Source organism: Bordetella genomosp. 11 (genome assembly GCF_002261215.1).
Taxonomy (GTDB): domain Bacteria; phylum Pseudomonadota; class Gammaproteobacteria; order Burkholderiales; family Burkholderiaceae_B; genus Bordetella_C.
The window spans coordinates 1,897,658-1,915,214 of record NZ_NEVS01000004.1 but is presented as its reverse complement, the minus strand read 5'-3'; the positions used below and the strand labels follow the sequence as shown (position 1 = coordinate 1,915,214).

Genomic DNA, 17,557 nt, shown 5'->3' with positions numbered 1-17,557 from the left:
ACCGCCTCAGTTGAGAACCTTTATCAACAAAAACGTATAAAATCGGGTTATCCCTCACCTGTTGGACGGATCCTTTTATTCCCCGTCCGGCGGCCGCGCCTGCGAACGACGCTGCCGCGCGTCATCCTTGATCACTATGGCAGCCTTCAATACCGAGCGCGTCCTGAGCGTGCACCACTGGAACGACACCCTGTTTTCCTTCAAGACCACCCGCGATGCGGCGCTGCGTTTCCATAACGGTCATTTCGTCATGATCGGGCTGGAAGTCGAGGGCAAGCCCTTGCTGCGCGCCTACAGCATCGCCAGCGCGAACTACGAGGAAAACCTGGAATTTCTCAGCATCAAGGTGCCCGATGGCCCATTGACGTCGCGCCTGCAGCATTTGAAGGAAGGCGACACCATCCTGGTCAGCCGCAAGCCGGTGGGCACGCTGGTCGTCCATGACCTGAAGCCGGGCAAGAACCTGTACCTGTTCGGCACGGGCACCGGCCTGGCGCCGTTCATGAGCATCATCAAGGACCCGGACGTCTACGAACGCTTCGAAAAGGTCATCCTGGTCCATGGCGTGCGCTGGAAGAGCGAACTGGCCTACGCCGACTATATCCAGAACGAACTGCCGGCCAACGAGTTCTTCGGCGACATGGTCAACGGCAAGCTGGTGTACTACCCGACGGTCACGCGGGAACCCTTCCGCAACCAGGGCCGGATTACCGAACTGGTCGACAGCGGCAAGCTGTTCCAGGACATCGGCCTGCCGCCGTTGAACCCGGAAACCGACCGCGCCATGATCTGCGGCAGCCCGCATATGCTGGCCGACATCAGCGCCATGCTGGACAAGCGGGGATTCACCGTTTCTCCCGGCGTGGGCCAGCCGGGGGACTACGTGGTCGAACGCGCCTTCGTGGAAAAATAAGCCGCGTTTATTGGCGGCACGATGCAAGGGCCGGCGATAGGGTCGGCGCCCGCGGGCTGGACCAAGTCCAGGCCTGAGGCGCCGGTCATATCGCCGGCCTTTTCGTTTCTGCGCGATCCCGCCGGCTCGGGCGGGTGTCCGTTCATTGTTCCCGCGCCGCGATCTGCCGGCGCGGTGCGGCCATTATTCCGGTTCGATGCCGGCCTGCTTGATGATGGTCTGCCACTTTTTCGATTCCGCTTGCTGGAAGGCGGCCAGTTCCGCCGGGGTCGAGGTGGCGGGCTCGGTGCCGGTGCTGCTGTAGAACTGCTTGGCGGCAGCGCCTTCGGTGGCCTTGGTCAGCAGGGCATTCAAGCGCTTGACCACGTCGTCGGGGGTCCCGGCCGGTGCGTAGGCAGCAAACCAATATCCCATTTCATAGCCGGGCACGCCCGATTCCGCGATCGTGGGAACGTCAGGCGCCAGCGGCGAACGTTTCAGCGTGGTCACGCCCAATGCGCGCAGCTTGCCGGACTGGACCTGCGGCAGGCCGGTCGCCATGTCGGTAATCATGGTGCTGATCTGGCCGCCCAGCAGATCGGTCAGGGCCAGGGGATTGCTCTTGTAAGGCACGTGCAGCAGCTTCACGTTGGCCATTTGCTGCAGCAATTCGCCGGCGATGCGGCTGCTGGAACTGCCGCTGCCGAAACTCAGCTTGCCGGGCTCCTTGCGCGCCAGGGCCAGGAATTCCCCCACGGTTTTCGCCGGGAAGGACGGGTTGACCACCATGATCTGGCTGCCCTTGCCCAGCAACGTCAGAGGCGCGAAGTCCTTGACCGGATCGTATTGCAGGCGCTTGTACAGGTGCTCGTTGGCCGCATGCGTGGTGTTGGTGGTGATCAGCACCCGGTAGCCGTCCGGCTTGGCGCGGGCGACATCCTGCGCGCCTATCATCGCGCTGGCACCGGGCTTGTCCTCGATGACCACGGCCTGGCCGGTCTGCTCCGTAACGCCCTGGGCCAGGGCGCGGGCGATCTGGTCGGTGGCGCTACCCGCGGCGAAGGGAACGACGAAGGTGATGGGGCGATTGGGGAAGTCCTGGGCGGACGCCGCCAGCGGCGCGCAGCCGGCCGCGATCAGGGCGGCCAAAGCCGGCAGGGCACGGATTTTCATTGTGTGTCTCCTTGGTTTTTCGTGGGTGTGTCGCGTGATTGAGGTTTGCCCGCGCGCGATCCGCGGATTCATGGGTGATGCGAAGCGTCCTGGAAAGGCCAGGCGTCGCCGGGTACGTCGGGCAGGCGCGCCGCCAGCGCGGAGGGCACCGGGACGGGCAGGTCCAGCAGCTGGAAGGACAGCGACTTGCCGTGGGCGTCCAGGTTCAGCGCATCGTTCACGCCGCCGTCCAGTACGCCTTCCAGCACGAAATTCATCGCGTGCAGCGTGGGGAGCAGGTAGCGCGTGACGGCGTGCGGCCGGCGGTAGGCGAACCAATCGCGCACGCGATCGGCAGTCACATAGGCCGCGATCACGTCGTAGCATTCCGGATCCCAGGCGATCAGGCTCAGGTTCGAGATATCGCCCTTATCCCCGGAACGGCTGTGCGCCAGGCGGTAAAGAGGTACGAATGGCTGATTCATCGCGCGTCCTCGTCGGCGTCGAACATGCGCCAGCCGCCGGGCACGGCGTTCCGGTCGATGGCGCATGACACCATGTTCAGGCGCGGCCGCAGGGCGGTGCGCACGCCGCCGCCGCCGGCCGGACCGCAGCAATACAGCGCCGTGACTTCGCGCAGCACGCGTTCGGCAACGGCGCGATCGGCATGCGTGCCGGCCACGCGCAGCCTGACGTCGCGCGCGTGGCGGTCGGGCAGGGCGCCGCGCAAGGCGCCGTCGTCGCTGTCAAGGATGCTGATCGCCCCGATCAGATCGATGCGCAGCGGCAGGGCGCTGCCCAGGCGGCGGCGCACGATGTCGGCGGCCAGCCGCGCGCGGGCCTCGGCCTGCACGCCGGCGTAGGAAATCTCGGCTTCGCCCAGCCAGCCGCCGCGATGGCATATGTTGACCTTCAACGTGTCCGGACGCGCGTGGCCGGTAATGCCGCGCAGCTGGACGCGGTCGGCTCCCAGCTCCACGACCTGCGCCCGGCTGAGGTCCGCGACGACGTCCGGCGTCAGGTAGCGCGCGGGATCGTGGACCTCATACAGCAGTTGTTCCTTGACCGTGCGCGCGTCCACGCGGCCGCCCGTGCCCGTGGCCTTGCCGACGACGAAGTCGCCGTCGGCGGAAATTTCCGCGATCGGAAAGCCTGTCTCGTGCAGGCCGTCGACATCTTTCAGGCCCGGCACGGCGAAATAGCCGCCCGTGACCTGCGTGCCGCATTCCAGCATGTGGCCGGCCATGGTGGCCCGGCCCAGCTTTTCCCAATCGTCCTCGCGCCAGCCGAAGTGCGCCAGCGCCGGCCCCACCGTCAACGACGGATCGGCCACGCGGCCCGCCACGACGATGTCGGCGCCCGCGCGCAGGGCCGCGGCGATGTCGGCGCCGCCCAGGTAGGCATTGGCGCTGACGATGTCCATGTCGTCCATGCGCGGGCCCAGTTGTTCACGCAGCAGCGCGCGCTGCCGCGGCGAGGCAAGATCGTCGCCGTGGATGATCGCGATGCGCGGTGCGGGCAGGCCTTGGGCGCGCGCCAGTTCGGCAATGCGCCGCGCCGCGCCCGAGGGATTGGCCGCGCCGAAGTTGCTGACGATGCGTATGCCGTGCGCGTGGCAGCGCGCGAGTATCGGGCCGACCAGTTCGTCCAGCAGGGGCTCGTAGCCGGCCCGCGGATCCTGCTGGCGGGCCAGTTGGGCCAGCGCCAGCGTACGTTCGGCCAGGGTTTCGAAAATCAGCGTGCCGCCGCCCCGCGCGGCCAGCGTGTCGACCACCGGGCCCGCGCCGTCGGTGCGGTCGCCGGAAAAGCCAGAGGCGCAGCCGATCAGCAGGGGCGGCGGCGTACCGGCGGTGGGGGTACGGGCGGGCGTGTGGGTATCCGGCATGGCTTTTTTTGAGGGTGTCTCCCCGGCCACTATAGGGAGCCGCCGTTCATACGTAAAATAGAAATAAAAGATCGATTGATACAGAAAACCCATGAATCTATCGGCCCGGCACCTGCGCGCCTTCGTCGCCCTGGCGGAAGAGAAGCACTTCACCCGGGCGGCGCAGCGCTGCCATTTGACGCAGCCCGCCTTCAGCGCCCTTATCCGCGCGATCGAGGACGACGCCGGCATGCGGCTGTTCGACCGCACCACGCGGCACGTCGAGCTCACCGCGGAGGGCCGCGTGCTGGAGACCTCCGCGCGGCGCCTGCTGGCGGACTTCGACATGGTCATGGAGGACCTGCGCGACCACGCGGCGCGGCGCCGCGGGCGCGTGGCAATGGCGGCGCTGCCGTCGCTGGCGGCCGGATGGCTGCCCGACATCCTGGCGGATTTCCATCGGCGCTATCCCGGCATCGCGCTGACGCTGCGCGACGCTTTGCTGGATCCCTGCCTGGACATGGTGCGCGACGGCGAGGTGGATTTCGCGGTGGCCTCGCGGCGCGCCGATATGACGGACCTGGACAGCGAGTTCCTGCATGCGGACCGCTTCCATCTCGTCTGCCGCGCCGACCACCCCCTGGCCGCCCAGCCGGACGCGACCCTGGCGCAGATCGCCAAATGGCCGCTGATCCAGCTGGCCCGCAACAGCAGCGTCCGGCAGCACCTGGATGCCGCCCTGGGCCGGCGCAAGCTGCGCCCCCTGGTGGAGGTCGAACACCTGGCCACGGTCATGGGCCTGGTGGCTTCCGGCCTGGGGGTCAGTCTCGTGCCGGCGATGACGCTGTTCCATTTCCAGCGGCCCGGCCTGGCCATCCGCCCGCTGGCGGGCAAGGTGCCAACCCGGGCGCTCTATCTGGTCAAGCGCAGCGGACGCACGCTGCCGCTCGCGGCCCAGACGCTTTACGAAATATTGTTACGGGAGCGTGAACATATCGCGTCGCTGGCGCATCATGCGGGGCTTTCGCGGTAGCCTATGGGTGATTAAACTTCGATAGAAGTTTTCCTATGTCTTTCGCGCGCGGAGCCACCATGAACAAGCAAATCATCCACACCCATGACGCGCCCAAGGCTGTCGGCCCTTACTCGCAGGCCGTGGCCGTGACCGGGTCCAAGACGGTTTATCTGTCGGGGCAGATCGGCCTGGAGCCGCATAACGGCGAGCTGGTGTCCGAAAGCTTCGAAGGCCAGGTCAAGCAGGCTTTCGCCAATATGCTGGCGGTGGTGCAAGCCGCCGGCGGCGGCAAGGAGAACGTCGTCAAGCTGACGTTGTTCCTGACGGACCTGGGCAAATTCGGCACGGTCAACACCATCATGGAAGATATCTTCCCCCAGCCTTACCCGGCGCGGTCGACCGTGGGCGTCGCCAGCCTGCCCAAGGGCGCGCAGTTCGAAGTGGAAGCCGTTGTCGTTGTCTGAGGACGCGATCCGTTTTCCGCTTCCAGTACGGTAATCATCGCCATGCCTGCCGCCGCGGCCCCGGGCAAGGCCCGCGCATCGACGGCCGATGCCGCGTCGCCCGCGCGCGGCGACGCCATCACGCGCCGCCTGCACGCCCTGGGCCTGTTCGAGCCGGCCGACCTGATCCTGCACCTGCCCCTGCGCTACGAGGATGAAACGCGGATCACCCCGATTTCCGCCTTGCGGCCCGGCTTCAGCGCCCAGGTGGAAGGGGAAATCACGCGCTGCGAGGTGCAGTACCGGCCGCGCCGTCAATTGACGGCGGCGATCGCCGACGATAGCGGCGAACTGCAATTGCGCTGGCTCAACTTCTATCCCAGCCAGCAGCGCCAGCTGACGGTCGGGCGCCGCCTGCGCGCACGCGGCGAGGTGCGCGGCGGACTCTTCGGCAGGGAAATGGTGCATCCGCGCATGACCAGCGCGGACGCGCCCCTGGCCACGGCGCTGACCCCGGTCTACCCGACTACCGAGGGCCTGCACCAGACGGTGCTGCGCAAGGCGATCGGCCAGGCCTTGGCGCAGGCCGATCTTGCCGACACCCTGCCGGCCGGGCTACGGGAGCGCTATGGCCTGGCGCCGTTCGACGAGTCGATACGCGTGCTGCACGCGCCGCCGCCCGGCGTGTCGGAGCACGAACTGGTGGAGCGGGCGCATCCGGCATGGCGGCGCATCAAGTTCGACGAACTCCTGGCCCAGCAATTGTCCCTGGCCGCCGCGCGGGCGGCCCGCCGCACGCATAAGGCCTTGCCGCTGGCGCCATCCGGCGATGCGGACGGGCTGGTCGCGCGGCTGTACGGCGCCTTGCCCTTCGCGCTGACGGGTGCCCAGCAGCGTGTCGTGGCGGAAATCGCCGGGGATCTCGCCCGTCCCTTTCCCATGCATCGCCTGCTGCAAGGCGATGTCGGCAGCGGCAAGACCGTCGTCGCCGCCATCGCCGCGGCACAGGCCATGGAAGCGGGCGCGCAGGTGGCGCTGATGGCGCCGACGGAAATCCTGGCCGAGCAGCATTTCCGCAAGCTCGTCGATTGGTTGCAGCCGCTGGGCGTGCGGGTGGCCTGGCTGAGCGGCAGCCTGGGGGCGAAGGCACGGCGCGAGGCGGCGGCCGCCGTGGCGGACGGCAGCGCCCAGCTGGTGGTCGGCACCCAGGCGCTGATCCAGGACCATGTGGCATTCCAGCGCCTGGGCCTGTCCATCGTGGACGAACAGCATCGCTTCGGGGTGGGCCAGCGCCTGGCCCTGAATCGCAAGGGCGAGTCCGCGCGCGGACGCATCGTGCCGCACCAGCTGAACATGAGCGCGACGCCGATTCCGCGCACGCTGGCCATGACCTTCTTCGCCGACCTGGATGTGTCGGTGATCGACGAATTGCCGCCCGGCCGCACCCCGGTCGTGACCAAGCTGGTGAACGACGGCCGACGCGAGGAAGTCATCGCCCATATTGCCCAGGCCGCCCGCGCCGGACGGCAGGCGTACTGGGTGTGTCCGCTGGTCGAGGAAAGCGAAGCGCTGGAATTGCAAACGGCCGTCGATACCTACGAGGCCATGCGCGCCGATCTTCCCGACCTGCGCATCGGGCTGGTCCACGGGCGCCTGCCGCAGAACGAGAAGGCCGAGGTGATGCAGGCCTTTCGCGAAGGGCGGGTCGACGTGCTGGTCGCCACCACGGTGATCGAGGTCGGTGTGGACGTGCCCAATGCCTCGCTCATGGTGATCGAACATGCGGAGCGCTTCGGCCTGGCGCAATTGCACCAGCTGCGCGGCCGTGTGGGGCGGGGGACCGCCGAGTCGGTCTGCGTGCTGCTGTACCAGGCGCCGCTGTCGCGCATCGCGCGGGAGCGCCTGCGCGCGATGTTCGAGACCTCCGATGGATTCGAAATCGCGCGGCGCGACCTGGTGCAGCGTGGGCCGGGGGAATTCCTGGGAACCCGGCAATCCGGCCTGGCGCTGCTGCGTTTCGCCGATATCGAACTGGACGCGGACATCGCCGAACAGGCCCGCGAGGCCGCCGCCTGGCTGCGCGGGGAACATGCCGAGGCCGTACAGGCGCACCTGGCGCGCTGGATGCGCGGCCGCGAGGATTTCCTGCGTACGTGAAGACCGTGACTCAATGCGCCGCGCGAGCGGCATGATAGGGAAGCCGCACCATGACTCTCACTGAACTCAAGTACATCGTCGCCGTGGCGCGCGAACGTCATTTCGGTCGCGCGGCCGAAGCCTGTTTCGTCAGCCAGCCCACGCTGTCGGTGGCGATACGCAAGCTTGAGGACGAACTGGGCGTGACGATTTTCGAACGGGGCGGGTCGGAGGTCGGCGTCACACCCATTGGCCAGCGCATCGTTGCGCAGGCGCAGAAGGTGCTGGAGGAAAGCGCGAGCATCAAGGAGATCGCCCGGCAGGGCCACGATCCGCTGGCCGGGCCTCTGCGCGTGGGTGTCATCCATACGATCGGACCTTACCTGCTGCCCAGGCTGGTGCCGGTGCAGATCGAACGCACGCCGCAAATGCCCTTGCTGCTGCAGGAGAATTTCACCTTGCGGCTGGTGGAGCTGTTGCGTCAGGGCGAGATCGACTGCGCCATTATGGCGCTGCCCCTGCCGGAAGCCGGCCTGGTGATCCAGCCGCTGTACGACGAGCCCTTCCTGGTGGCCGTGCCCCGCGACCATCCGTGGGCCGACCGCAAGGCCATTCCCGCGCAGGACCTGAAGCAGCAGACCATGCTGCTGCTGGGCAGCGGACATTGCTTCCGCGACCAGGTGCTGGAAGTCTGTCCCGAGCTGTCGCGTTTTTCCGCCGCCAGCGACGGTATCCAGCGCACCTTCGAAGGCTCGTCGCTGGAAACCATCCGCCACATGGTCGCGGCCGGCATCGGCATTACCGTGCTTCCCGTTTCGGCGGTGCCGGAAAACCCGCCCAGCGACAGCCTGTTGCGCTACGTGCCTCTGGAAGCGCCGGTACCGGACCGCCGCGTGGTTCTGGCCTGGCGGCGCAGCTTTCCGCGGCTGGCCGCCATCGAAGCGCTGGCGCAGGCCGTCTATGCCTCGCCCATGCCGGGAGTGCGCATGCTGGAAGGCGAGGCCGCCGCGCATCAGGACCAGAGCGAAGCGCTTTCCAGTATCAACCGGCCCTAGGCGCGATTCCACTCGCCGCGATGGCGTTGCTCCAGCGCCGCGCGCAATGCGGCGACCAGGCCGGGATCGGGGGCCTTGGGCAGGCGCGCGGCCGGCGATGAAGGCAAGGGCTTCACGGGGCTGGCGGGCTCGGTGGCCGGCTCGCGCCGATGGCTGTCAATGACAACCTTGGCGCAATCGCCGATGCCGCTGTCCTCGGAGACCGTCACGCTGGCGCGACCGCCGCCATGGCCGCCCACCGCCGTGGGTGCCGGCTCTAGGGCCGGGATAACGGCGTAGATGGAGTCCGGCCGCGGCCAGTCCTGAATCAGGCTGTACTCCTCTTCGTCGATCGCGACCGCCGTCGCCCGCCGCGGCCGGTCGAGCAGGGATGTCGGTAACTTGTAGCAGTTCTCGTCCACCGAGCGCGTTGACTTCGTGCTGGCACGCGTGCCACCCCGCCTTGGCGTGTCGAACGGATCGCTAGGTCGCGCGGCGACCCAGTCGGGTTGCGTGGCCGCATCACGCGGCTGGCGATGCGCCAACTGGTCCAGATGCTTCCATATGCCGGTCTCCTGCAGGATGTAATCGACCGCGCCGGCGCGCCATGCCCCGAGGGCCGCGGAGGAGCGGAAGCGCGCGATGCCTATATCGTCCATGCTTGCCTGCAGGCGCATGTGCAGCGCCGCGATGTCGCGCGACAGCGCGCGCGTCACGTCCTGTGCCACATCGTAGCCATGCACGGTGCGCAGGAATCCCGTTCCCATCATTTCCGTTGCCACCCGTTCGCCATACTCGTGGGTCAGGCGGCCATGCCTGGCGGCATCGGCGATCAGGCGCTCCAGCGTTCCGAGCAACGGGCCATTGGCCGCGGCCGCCTGCGGCGTGTCGAGCAAGGTGTGAAGGAAGGCCGCCTGTTCGAAGACCGCCGAGCGAACGGCCGTTATCGACGCGTCGCGCAAGGCCTCCATGCGCTGTTCCGCGTGGCCCTTCGCCGCCTCGTACAACTGATCGAGAAAGGCCCGCGTATCGATCCGCCGGCTGCTCGGCACGACGGTGTTCGCATCGATCCGCGCGGAGTCGCCGCGCAGATAGCGCGTCAGCCGCTGGCGCAGCGTCAGCGTTCCGGCGCCGGCGGGGGAGGCCGGCTGGCCCGGCAGCGTCGCGGCCACGCCGCTGATCCCGGCCGGGGCCGGGCCGGCAGCGGCCGGCACGGCAGCCAGCGCGGGAACCGTCGCCAGGGCATGGATCAAGGCCTTCAGTTCGGCGTTATCCAGGCTTTGCAGGGCGGCGTCCAGCAGTGTCTGCACCGGTACCGTGCCGTCGGCAAGCATGCCTATCCGATCGCGCAGGGACTCGACCTGGCGGGGAAGCGTCGCGCCCTCGGCCATGTCCCGCGGCGTCGCCAGCGTTGCGCACCAGGCTTTCAAGACCGGGCCCGCGTCGCGGCTGGCGGATGCCGCGCGGACGGCGGTCCAGACGTCCCGTAGCAGCTTATCGCTGGCGGCGCGGTGGGCCGGATCGGCGACCTTGGCGGCCAGCGAGGCCATGCCGCTAACATGCGCGTGCAGCGCGCCCGTATTCAGCGCCAACAGGTCGTGGTCCTTCAAGCGCCTGGCTTCCGCGGTCAGCACGCGTTGCCAGACCGTTCGCGCCGATTCGCCGTGCACGGCGTACAGCGCTGCATGAATGTCGTTCAGCGCTTGCAGCCTGTAAGCCGGCAGAGGCTTGCCGCCAGCCTGCCGGCAGGCCGACAGCAGCTTGGCGACCTGGCGCCGTGCCTCCGCTTCGACTTTCTTCATGCGCTTGGCGACTGTCGGATTCAGCGGTTTGTCGACAGGCCCGGAGAGCGTGAAGGGCGTGCGCGGCGGCCGGGTGTCGCGTGTGGCGGACTTGCGCGTCGTGGGCGTGCTGACGGCGTCGGCGGATGCGTTCAATCGGTGGATTTCCCCGAGAATGCCGGTTTCCTCCAGGACCGCCTGCATCAGCGCCTGGCGCAGGGCGGCGATTTCCGCAGCCGGTGCGTGCAGGGCAAACTGCCGCTCGTCCAGCGCCTGCTGGATATGCTGGGCAACCTGGTCCAGTCCGCTTTTGAGCTGCCCTAGCAAAGGCCCGAGGTTCCCAGCCGGCTTGGCGGCGATGCCCAATGCCTGATTGGCGGCCTGTTCCAGCAGCATCTTCACGGCATCGGGCGGGGATGCGCGCAGGATCGCCTCACCGGTATTCTGTCCCGGTTCGCGTTCGCGCCAACGCTGTGCGCTGGCATGCAGGATGCCGGCTTCCCGGAACAGGCCACGCTGCGCTTCGCGCGCCCAGCCGGGCACCTGGCCGCGAAGCTCTTCATGCAACACCTTGCGGGCCGCGCCTGCCAGGCCATCCAGCAGCACATCCAGTTGATCGGCCAGACCCTGCCGGGCCGCGGCCCGATCGCGGGCCAGGGAATCCGGCGAATTGTTCGCCAGCCACAAGTCCAGCGCGCCGCGATTCCGCTTCAATTGCGCGCGCAGCCCTTCCGGATCGTCCCGTCCGGCTTCGCCGAGATCGCGCAACAGATTGCCCAATACCCGGCCCGCATCCGGATGCGCGACGCGGTTTGCCTCATGCATCAGCTTCACTGCCGGATAGAGAAAATCGGCGGGATCCTGGTCGTGGCCGCGCAGCATGTTCATGCCGTCCAGCAGGCCGATCAGGTCCTGTACGAACCGTGCGGACGGAACGATCCGGCCCGGGTCGGACCGGTATGCGTCGCCTATGGCCTGGACCTGCGCGGCCGAGGCTTCCAGGGCGGTCGCGGCCTGCAGCGTGGCGCGGACCGCGTCATGCGCCGGGCCCGCACCCTGCGGGGCTTTCGACACGGCCTGCCGCAGCTTGATCAAGCCCTTGTAGCGCCGCCTGGCCTGCCGCGCATCGGCCTGCGGCAGGTGTGCGCGTATGGCGCGCTCGACCATCAGGTCGCGCATCGAGCAGTGGATGCGTGTCTGGCCTCGCAGTTTCTCTTCCGATCGCTGGAGTGTCGCGAGCTCGTCCGTGTCCAGGGGGCGCGGCGAGCCGCCGTGGAGCAGGGCGCCGACGTCGGCGATGCGTTCGCGGCAGCGCGCCGCCCGGTCCGTGCGCGTGGCGAATTCGCCGCGCACCAAGGTAAAGGGGGCATGGCCCGTGGAGCGCGTGGCCGATTGCCATGGGCGTATTCGCTTGGTCAGGCCCTGGATGGCCTTGAAGCCGGTTCCGGCTGCGCGATGGGAGGGTTGGATGGAGTCGGAAGAAGCGACCAGTGTGATGGGAGCCGGATTGGCTCCGGTAATGGGAGGCATATGGCTTGATTTCGATGCAGGCGGATAGCGCCACCAGTCTAGGCACGGCTTCATGCCGGTTCCATAGGCGGAGGCGCGCCGTATGAACCCATCTCGCCGCGGCATCTTGTAGGGATGAGCGCACCGGTGCCGTACGCCGGCCGTGCCGCGTGGCGGCGAACGGAATTTCCCTGGCGGGATAATTCCGAGGTCCGGCGATGGACGCCCGCCGGTATCAGGCGCGCGCCCGCGCCAGCGGAGGAATGCGGCGCACCGGCGCGGTGACGCGCCAGGCTGCGCGGCGACGCAGGGCATGCAGTATTTTCAGGCCGTCCGGCCAGTTGCCGAAGCCGGCCGCCGCATTGATGTGCCCGGCGCCGGAGAGCACCACGAGACGGCTGCCCCAATGCTGCGCGAATTCGCGGGCGCGGGGCAGGGCGCAATAGGGATCGTCGTCGCTGGCGACCACCACGCTCTGGAAAGACAGCGCCTGCGTCGCAATGGGCGCGAACGATGCCAGGCAGGGCGGCGCGCCCGGCCGCTCGACGTCCGCCGGTGCCACCAGCAGCGCCGCGCCGATCCGGCCGTGCAGCGCGGCGGGCAGGGCGGTCGTCGCGATGCAGCCCAGGCTGTGGGCAATCAACAAGGCCGGCCAGGGCGCCGCCTCCACGCGCGCGGCCACGGCGGCGACCCATTCGCGCGGATCCGGGTTGTGCCAATCCCGCTGGCACACCCGCACGGCATGGGGCAGGCTGCGCTCCCAGAGCGTTTGCCAGTGATCGGGGCCGGAATCCATCCAACCCGGGACGATGATCGGTTGAAATCGCATGCCGCGATAATGCCGCCGCCGCTTCATTGCGCAAACAACTTAATTTGCGTTTGTTTATATGCCTTCCGTTATATAAATAGGGCGTTGAAACGGACCATTGCATCTTTTAAAAGGACCTGGCCGATATTTGCGGGGTGTCCCGGAGACGGCGTGAATGGGTCCCGCTTTACGGTATCCTTTGGTCCCTTCCGGCGGCCTGTGGCCGGCGGAAACGCCCTGGAGGACCACGAGTCCGCCATTTGGCACGGAGCGCAACAGGAGATGAAAATGACAAAGCACCATCGTTTGGCGGCCATGGCCGCGCTTGCCCTGACGGCCGGCATGCTGGCCGCGCCGGCTCAGGCCCAGGCGATCAAGATCGCCGTGGTCGGCCCGACCACCGGTCCCGTCACGCAGTACGGCGACATGGTCCGCGAAGGCGTCGCTACCGCCATCGAGCAGGTCAATGCCCAGGGGGGCGTCAACGGCCACAAGCTCGAGACCGTGATCATCGACGATGGCTGCGAGCCCAAGCAGGGCCCGACGGCGGCCAACCGGGTGGTGAACGAGAAGATCAGCTTCGTCGTGGGCGGGGTCTGCTCCGGCGCGACGATCGCCGCCGCGCCGATCTACGATCAGGAAGGCGTGGTGATGATCACGCCGTCGGCGACCGCCCCGGCCCTGACCGACGGCAAGAAGTACAACTTCATTTTCCGCACCATCGGCCGCGACGACCAGCAAGGTCCGGCGGCGGCAGCCTACATCATCGAGAAGGTCAAGCCCAAGAAGGTCGCGATACTGCACGACAAGCAGTCGTATGGCCAGGGCATCGCCACCTCGGTCAAGAGCCAGCTGGAAAAGGCCGGAATCGCAGTCCCGGTATTCGAGGGCATCAATGCCGGCGACAGCGACTATTCCGCCGTCATCACCAAGCTCAAGAGCCAGAACGTCGACTTCGTCTACTACGGCGGCTATCACCCCGAAATGGGCCTGCTGATGCGCCAGGCGTCGGAACAGGGCCTGAAGGTGCGCTTCATGGGGCCGGAAGGCACCGGCAATCCGGATATCAACGCCATCGCCGGCCCGGCCGTGGAAGGCATGCTGCTGACCCTGCCGGCGGACTTCTCCCAGGACCCGCGCAACGCGAAGCTGGTGCAGGCCTTCAAGGACAAGCAGCGCAATGCGTCCGGCGCCTTCCAGCTGACGGCCTATACGGCGACGATGGCCATCGTCGACGGTATCAAGGGCGCGGGTTCGACGGATCCGGCGAAGGTGGCGGCCTGGCTGCACAAAAGCAGCATCGAATCGCCCATCGGCACGGTATCCTGGAACTCGCAGGGGGACCTGAACAGTTTCGCCTTCAAGGTCTACGAGTGGCACAAGGACGGTTCGCATACGCCGGCGCCCTAAGGCGGGCCAAGGTACCCTGGGGCACTCTGGGCCACCCTGGGGCACCCCAAGGCAACCGTGCGGCGAGGGGCGCCCGGACGGCCCCGGCTGCCGCGCCGGCTCTGTCGGCCGGCCGCCCTTGCCGGGGGGCGGCCCACAGGAGATTCACCCATGAGCAGTGTCGATGCAGTATCCCCCACCGTCCGGCCCGATTTCATGCCGTACGAGGCATTCCATAGTGCCGAAGCCGCGGTCCAGCGCCTGATCGACATCTATGAACGCAATACCGCCTACCTGCGCGAGGCCCTGCAGCGCCTGACGCGCGGCGGCGAGCTGCAGGCCGTCCGGGTGCGCGCCTGCTATCCCAGCGTGCGCATCGCCGTCCATACCTACGACCCGGTCGATACCCGTTTGTCGTACGGCCACGTGGCCGAACCCGGCGTTTACCAGACGACCATCACGCAGCCCCGCCTGTTCAAGGACTACCTGACCGAACAGATCGGCCACCTGCTGCAGAATCACAAGGTACCGGTCGAAGTCGGCGAATCCAACGTACCCATTCCGCTGCACTTCGCTTTTCCCGAGGGCGCCTACGTCGAGGGCGAACACCTGGAAGCGCTGGCCCGGCCACTACGCGATACCTTCGATGTGCCGGACCTGGCAATCACCGACGACGCCATCGTCAACGGCACCTGGCATGGCCGCGACAACGAGCCGCGCCCGCTGGGGCCTTTCACGGCACCGCGCGTGGATTACTCGCTGCATCGGCTGCAGCACTACACCGCCACCGCGCCGGCGCACTTCCAGAATTTCGTGCTGTTCACCAACTACCAGTTCTACGTCGACGAATTCTGCGCGCGCGCGCGGGCGATGCTGGCCGCGGGCGAAGGCGACTACGATGCGCTGATCGAGCCCGGCAACCGGATCACGCGGCGGGGCGAACCCGTGGTGGCGGAGCCCACGCCGGGCCGCTTGCCCCAGATGCCGGCCTACCATCTGACGCGCGCCGGCCATTCCGGCATCACCCTGGTCAATATCGGGGTGGGGCCGTCCAATGCCAAGACGATTACCGACCACATTGCGGTGCTGCGCCCGCACGCGTGGCTGATGCTGGGGCATTGCGCGGGCCTGCGTACCTCGCAGCGCCTGGGCGACTATGTGCTGGCGCATGGCTATGTGCGCGACGACCACGTGCTGGATGCGGACCTGCCGACCTGGGTACCGGTGCCGCCGCTGGCCGAAGTGCAGGTGGCGCTGGAACAGGCCGTGGAGGAAGTCGCCGGCCTGTCGGGGTGGGAGCTCAAGCGCATCATGCGCACCGGCACGGTGGCCACCATCGATAACCGCAACTGGGAACTGCGCGACCAATCCGAACCGGTCCAGCGATTCGCGCAGTCGCGCGCCATCGCCCTGGACATGGAATCGGCCACCATCGCGGCCAACGGTTTTCGCTTTCGCGTGCCGTACGGCACCTTGCTATGCGTGTCGGACAAGCCGCTGCACGGCGAATTGAAACTGCCCGGCATGGCCACGGCCTTTTACCGTCGCCAGGTAGGGCAGCACCTGGAAATCGGCATCCGCGCGCTGGAACGGCTGCGTGAAATGCCGCCCGAGCGCCTGCATTCGCGCAAGCTGCGCAGCTTCATGGAAACGGCGTTCCAGTAATCTCGCAGCGCGCGTCGCCGGCATCCAGCCGCAGCGGCGCGCCGGCCGGCAGCGCGGCCAGCGCCTGCCAGGTGTGGGTGTCGACCACGGCGATCGGTATGTCGATGCCGTACAGTTCGGACGCCACGATGCAGCCCAAGGCCACGATCAGGTCGCGATCCTGCATGACGATGGCGGCGGGGCCGGTGCCGTTGCGTATGGCTTCCGCCAGCACGCTGCTGCTGGAGCTGGATCCCTTGGCGCGCGCCATCAGCAGGAATCTGCCCTTCAGCGCCGTGCCGAACTGCGGGTGCCGTTGCTCGACGATCGTGCCGCCCTGGGCGTCGTAGCCGCCCCAGAAACTAAGCGCTTCCTCCAGCACGAGCAGGCCGCCCGAGCCGCTGCCCGGCACGACGGTTTCGCCGCGATACCGGGCGCTGCCCGGCACGACGGTTTCGCCGCGATACCGGGCGCTGCCCGGCACGACGGTTTCGCCGCGATACCGGGCGCTGCCCGGCACGACGGTTTCGCCGCGATACCGGGCGCTGCCCGCCGGCGCGCCGGCAGCGGACGCGGCCACGCGGGGCGGGGCGGGAAATGCATCAGGCTTCGTCAAAGCACACCTTCCCTTGCATGGCCGACCGCACGCATTCGCGCAGGCTGCCGTAGGCGACCTGTACGCCGATATTGGCGGGCGCATAGTGCGCCCATTTGCCGGAATTGGTCATCACCAGGCCTTGCGTTTGCCGCATGATGGGCGTGATGTAGGTGCAGGTGTCCGTCACGAACTGCACGCCGGCCGCGCGCAGCCGTTCGGCCTGTCCCGTCGCCTCCAGTTCCCAAAGGATATAGCGGCTGGTATTGACGTAGAAGTCCACGGCGAAGCGATGCTGCCCTCCACCCAGCAGGCTTTCCAGCGCGGCGCATTCGGCCAGCGAGAAATGCGGGGTACCGACGCTGACGGCGGCCAGCGCCGCGCCGGGCGCCGCCTGGTTCAATGTCGCGCGCACGGCGCGCAAGTCGGCCATGCCGACAGGGATGGTACGCGGCGCAGGATGGCCGGCCAGCGCGGCTTCCAGGGTGGGCGCTTCCGGCGTGACGCCCACCGCATGGAACAGGGCGATGGCGCCGCTGGATGCCGCGGCGGCGCCCAGTGCCTTGAGTTCGTCTTCCGTCGTATCCCGCGGCATGCCGGTGATGGCCGGGATCGCGCCGCCGGCGCGATCCCCGACGAGCAGGCCCAGCGCCGCATACCAGATATCGCGCCCGGCAGGGTCGCGGGGAAAGGCGTCGTCCAGCGCGAAGACGATGCCGGCATGGCGGTTTTCCGTCAGATGCAGGCCGCAGCGCGGCGCGCGGCCGGTCAGCGCCGCGCACAGGTCCATGAAGTCGCCGTAGCGGTTGGTGCGCGCGCCCAGCACGGAATTGGCGAAGACGATGGCGTTGGATTCGGCCCAGGCGATCTGCTGGCCCAGGTGGGGCCGCCGCTTGAGCTGATAAGGCGCGCAGGTAAAGCTGGATTCGCAGCCCAGCTCGATGTGGGCCTGCATCAGGCGCGTGCCGGCGCTGCGCAGCGCGTCGCCGCCGCGGAACAGCTCCGGATGGATGAGGTCCATGGAGCCGACGTTCAGCGTGGTCGGGACCACGACTTTGCCGCCGCCGCGCACCAGCCTTTCGACGAAATCCAGGCTGGCCTGGCCGTGGTACAGGCAACCGTCGATATGGGCGCTTTCGATATCGATAAGGCTGTCCGCGCCCATGACGGCGGCGGAACGCACCAGCACCCGCATGGCCAGGGCGGCGGCCTCGCCGCGTTCACCCCGGAGCAGGGCCTGGTCGTAGTCGGAAAGCGCGATCACGGAGGAGCTTCCTTGCGGCGGCGAAAAACGG

General features: G+C 67.9%; 14 protein-coding genes. 7 read left to right on the top strand and 7 right to left on the bottom strand.

Annotation, left to right across the window (positions count from 1 at the left end; genetic code table 11):
- Positions 1-136 precede the first annotated feature (136 nt).
- Positions 137-913 (top strand): ferredoxin--NADP reductase, encoded by a 777-nt coding sequence (locus tag CAL28_RS16265; RefSeq protein WP_094842338.1) that lies wholly within the window; start codon positions 137-139, stop codon positions 911-913.
- Between the two features lie 183 nt (positions 914-1,096).
- On the opposite strand, the gene CAL28_RS16260 is transcribed toward CAL28_RS16265, so the two are convergent.
- The 3 genes from CAL28_RS16260 to CAL28_RS16250 all read right to left on the bottom strand — a co-directional run bounded on the left by CAL28_RS16260 (position 1,097) and on the right by CAL28_RS16250 (position 3,929).
- Positions 1,097-2,065, bottom strand: a complete 969-nt coding sequence (locus tag CAL28_RS16260; protein ID WP_094842337.1) for a Bug family tripartite tricarboxylate transporter substrate binding protein — start codon at positions 2,063-2,065, stop codon at positions 1,097-1,099.
- Positions 2,066-2,133: 68 nt separating this feature from the next.
- Positions 2,134-2,529, bottom strand: coding sequence for an AtuA-related protein (locus CAL28_RS16255; RefSeq protein WP_094842336.1), 396 nt, complete (start codon positions 2,527-2,529; stop codon positions 2,134-2,136).
- Positions 2,526-3,929 carry an acyclic terpene utilization AtuA family protein gene (locus CAL28_RS16250; protein WP_094842335.1) on the bottom strand — a complete coding sequence of 468 codons (1,404 nt, stop codon included), beginning with the start codon at positions 3,927-3,929 and terminating at the stop codon, positions 2,526-2,528. The genes CAL28_RS16255 and CAL28_RS16250 overlap by 4 nt, the downstream gene beginning before the upstream one ends.
- 91 nt (positions 3,930-4,020) lie before the next feature.
- Here CAL28_RS16250 and CAL28_RS16245 point away from each other — a divergent pair, with 91 nt between their 5' ends.
- The 4 genes from CAL28_RS16245 to CAL28_RS16230 are packed head-to-tail and all read left to right on the top strand — an operon-like array spanning position 4,021 to position 8,557.
- On the top strand, positions 4,021-4,941 hold the full coding sequence (locus CAL28_RS16245; RefSeq protein WP_094842334.1) for a LysR family transcriptional regulator: 921 nt from the start codon (positions 4,021-4,023) through the stop codon (positions 4,939-4,941).
- Positions 4,942-5,000: 59 nt separating this feature from the next.
- A complete protein-coding gene (locus CAL28_RS16240; protein ID WP_094844669.1) occupies positions 5,001-5,387 on the top strand; it encodes a Rid family detoxifying hydrolase in 387 nt (128 codons plus the stop codon).
- Positions 5,388-5,429: 42 nt separating this feature from the next.
- Positions 5,430-7,523: an ATP-dependent DNA helicase RecG gene (gene recG / locus CAL28_RS16235; RefSeq protein WP_094842333.1), complete on the top strand. Its 2,094-nt coding sequence runs from the start codon at positions 5,430-5,432 to the stop codon at positions 7,521-7,523.
- 50 nt (positions 7,524-7,573) lie between these two features.
- On the top strand, positions 7,574-8,557 hold the full coding sequence (locus CAL28_RS16230) for a LysR substrate-binding domain-containing protein (RefSeq protein WP_094842332.1): 984 nt from the start codon (positions 7,574-7,576) through the stop codon (positions 8,555-8,557).
- Here CAL28_RS16230 and CAL28_RS16225 read toward each other — a convergent pair.
- Together CAL28_RS16225 and CAL28_RS16220 are read right to left on the bottom strand one after the other, a co-directional pair.
- The gene (locus tag CAL28_RS16225; protein WP_141218198.1) at positions 8,554-11,901 is read right to left on the bottom strand and encodes a hypothetical protein; all 3,348 of its coding nucleotides are present in this window, start codon (positions 11,899-11,901) and stop codon (positions 8,554-8,556) included. The two genes, CAL28_RS16230 and CAL28_RS16225, sit on opposite strands and share 4 nt — an antisense overlap.
- Before the next feature lie 160 nt (positions 11,902-12,061).
- Positions 12,062-12,655: an RBBP9/YdeN family alpha/beta hydrolase gene (locus tag CAL28_RS16220; RefSeq protein WP_094844668.1), complete on the bottom strand. Its 594-nt coding sequence runs from the start codon at positions 12,653-12,655 to the stop codon at positions 12,062-12,064.
- A 267-nt stretch (positions 12,656-12,922) separates the two neighbouring features.
- Here CAL28_RS16220 and CAL28_RS16215 point away from each other — a divergent pair, with 267 nt between their 5' ends.
- Together CAL28_RS16215 and CAL28_RS16210 are read left to right on the top strand one after the other, a co-directional pair.
- Entirely contained in the window at positions 12,923-14,044 is a 1,122-nt protein-coding gene (locus CAL28_RS16215) for a branched-chain amino acid ABC transporter substrate-binding protein (protein WP_094842330.1), read from the top strand.
- A 150-nt stretch (positions 14,045-14,194) separates the two neighbouring features.
- Positions 14,195-15,688, top strand: a complete 1,494-nt coding sequence (locus CAL28_RS16210; RefSeq protein ID WP_094842329.1) for an AMP nucleosidase — start codon at positions 14,195-14,197, stop codon at positions 15,686-15,688.
- On the opposite strand, the gene CAL28_RS16205 is transcribed toward CAL28_RS16210, so the two are convergent.
- Positions 15,666-16,283, bottom strand: a complete 618-nt coding sequence (locus CAL28_RS16205) for an aconitase X swivel domain-containing protein (protein WP_254926146.1) — start codon at positions 16,281-16,283, stop codon at positions 15,666-15,668. The genes CAL28_RS16210 and CAL28_RS16205 overlap by 23 nt on opposite strands.
- Positions 16,270-17,526: an aconitase X gene (locus CAL28_RS16200; protein WP_094842328.1), complete on the bottom strand. Its 1,257-nt coding sequence runs from the start codon at positions 17,524-17,526 to the stop codon at positions 16,270-16,272. Before CAL28_RS16200 ends, CAL28_RS16205 begins: the two co-directional genes overlap by 14 nt.
- Positions 17,527-17,557 lie beyond the last annotated feature (31 nt).

Excerpts from the sequence above, each read along its gene's own strand:
- CAL28_RS16265 (WP_094842338.1), top strand. The coding sequence starts at position 137 with ATGGCAGCCTTCAATACCGAGCGCGTCCTGAGCGTGCACCACTGGAAC.
- CAL28_RS16260 (WP_094842337.1), bottom strand. The coding sequence starts at position 2,065 with ATGAAAATCCGTGCCCTGCCGGCTTTGGCCGCCCTGATCGCGGCCGGC.
- CAL28_RS16255 (WP_094842336.1), bottom strand. The coding sequence starts at position 2,529 with ATGAATCAGCCATTCGTACCTCTTTACCGCCTGGCGCACAGCCGTTCC.
- CAL28_RS16250 (WP_094842335.1), bottom strand. The coding sequence starts at position 3,929 with ATGCCGGATACCCACACGCCCGCCCGTACCCCCACCGCCGGTACGCCG.
- CAL28_RS16245 (WP_094842334.1), top strand. The coding sequence starts at position 4,021 with ATGAATCTATCGGCCCGGCACCTGCGCGCCTTCGTCGCCCTGGCGGAA.
- CAL28_RS16240 (WP_094844669.1), top strand. The coding sequence starts at position 5,001 with ATGAACAAGCAAATCATCCACACCCATGACGCGCCCAAGGCTGTCGGC.
- recG (WP_094842333.1), top strand. The coding sequence starts at position 5,430 with ATGCCTGCCGCCGCGGCCCCGGGCAAGGCCCGCGCATCGACGGCCGAT.
- CAL28_RS16230 (WP_094842332.1), top strand. The coding sequence starts at position 7,574 with ATGACTCTCACTGAACTCAAGTACATCGTCGCCGTGGCGCGCGAACGT.
- CAL28_RS16225 (WP_141218198.1), bottom strand. The coding sequence starts at position 11,901 with ATGAAGCCGTGCCTAGACTGGTGGCGCTATCCGCCTGCATCGAAATCA.
- CAL28_RS16220 (WP_094844668.1), bottom strand. The coding sequence starts at position 12,655 with ATGCGATTTCAACCGATCATCGTCCCGGGTTGGATGGATTCCGGCCCC.
- CAL28_RS16215 (WP_094842330.1), top strand. The coding sequence starts at position 12,923 with ATGACAAAGCACCATCGTTTGGCGGCCATGGCCGCGCTTGCCCTGACG.
- CAL28_RS16210 (WP_094842329.1), top strand. The coding sequence starts at position 14,195 with ATGAGCAGTGTCGATGCAGTATCCCCCACCGTCCGGCCCGATTTCATG.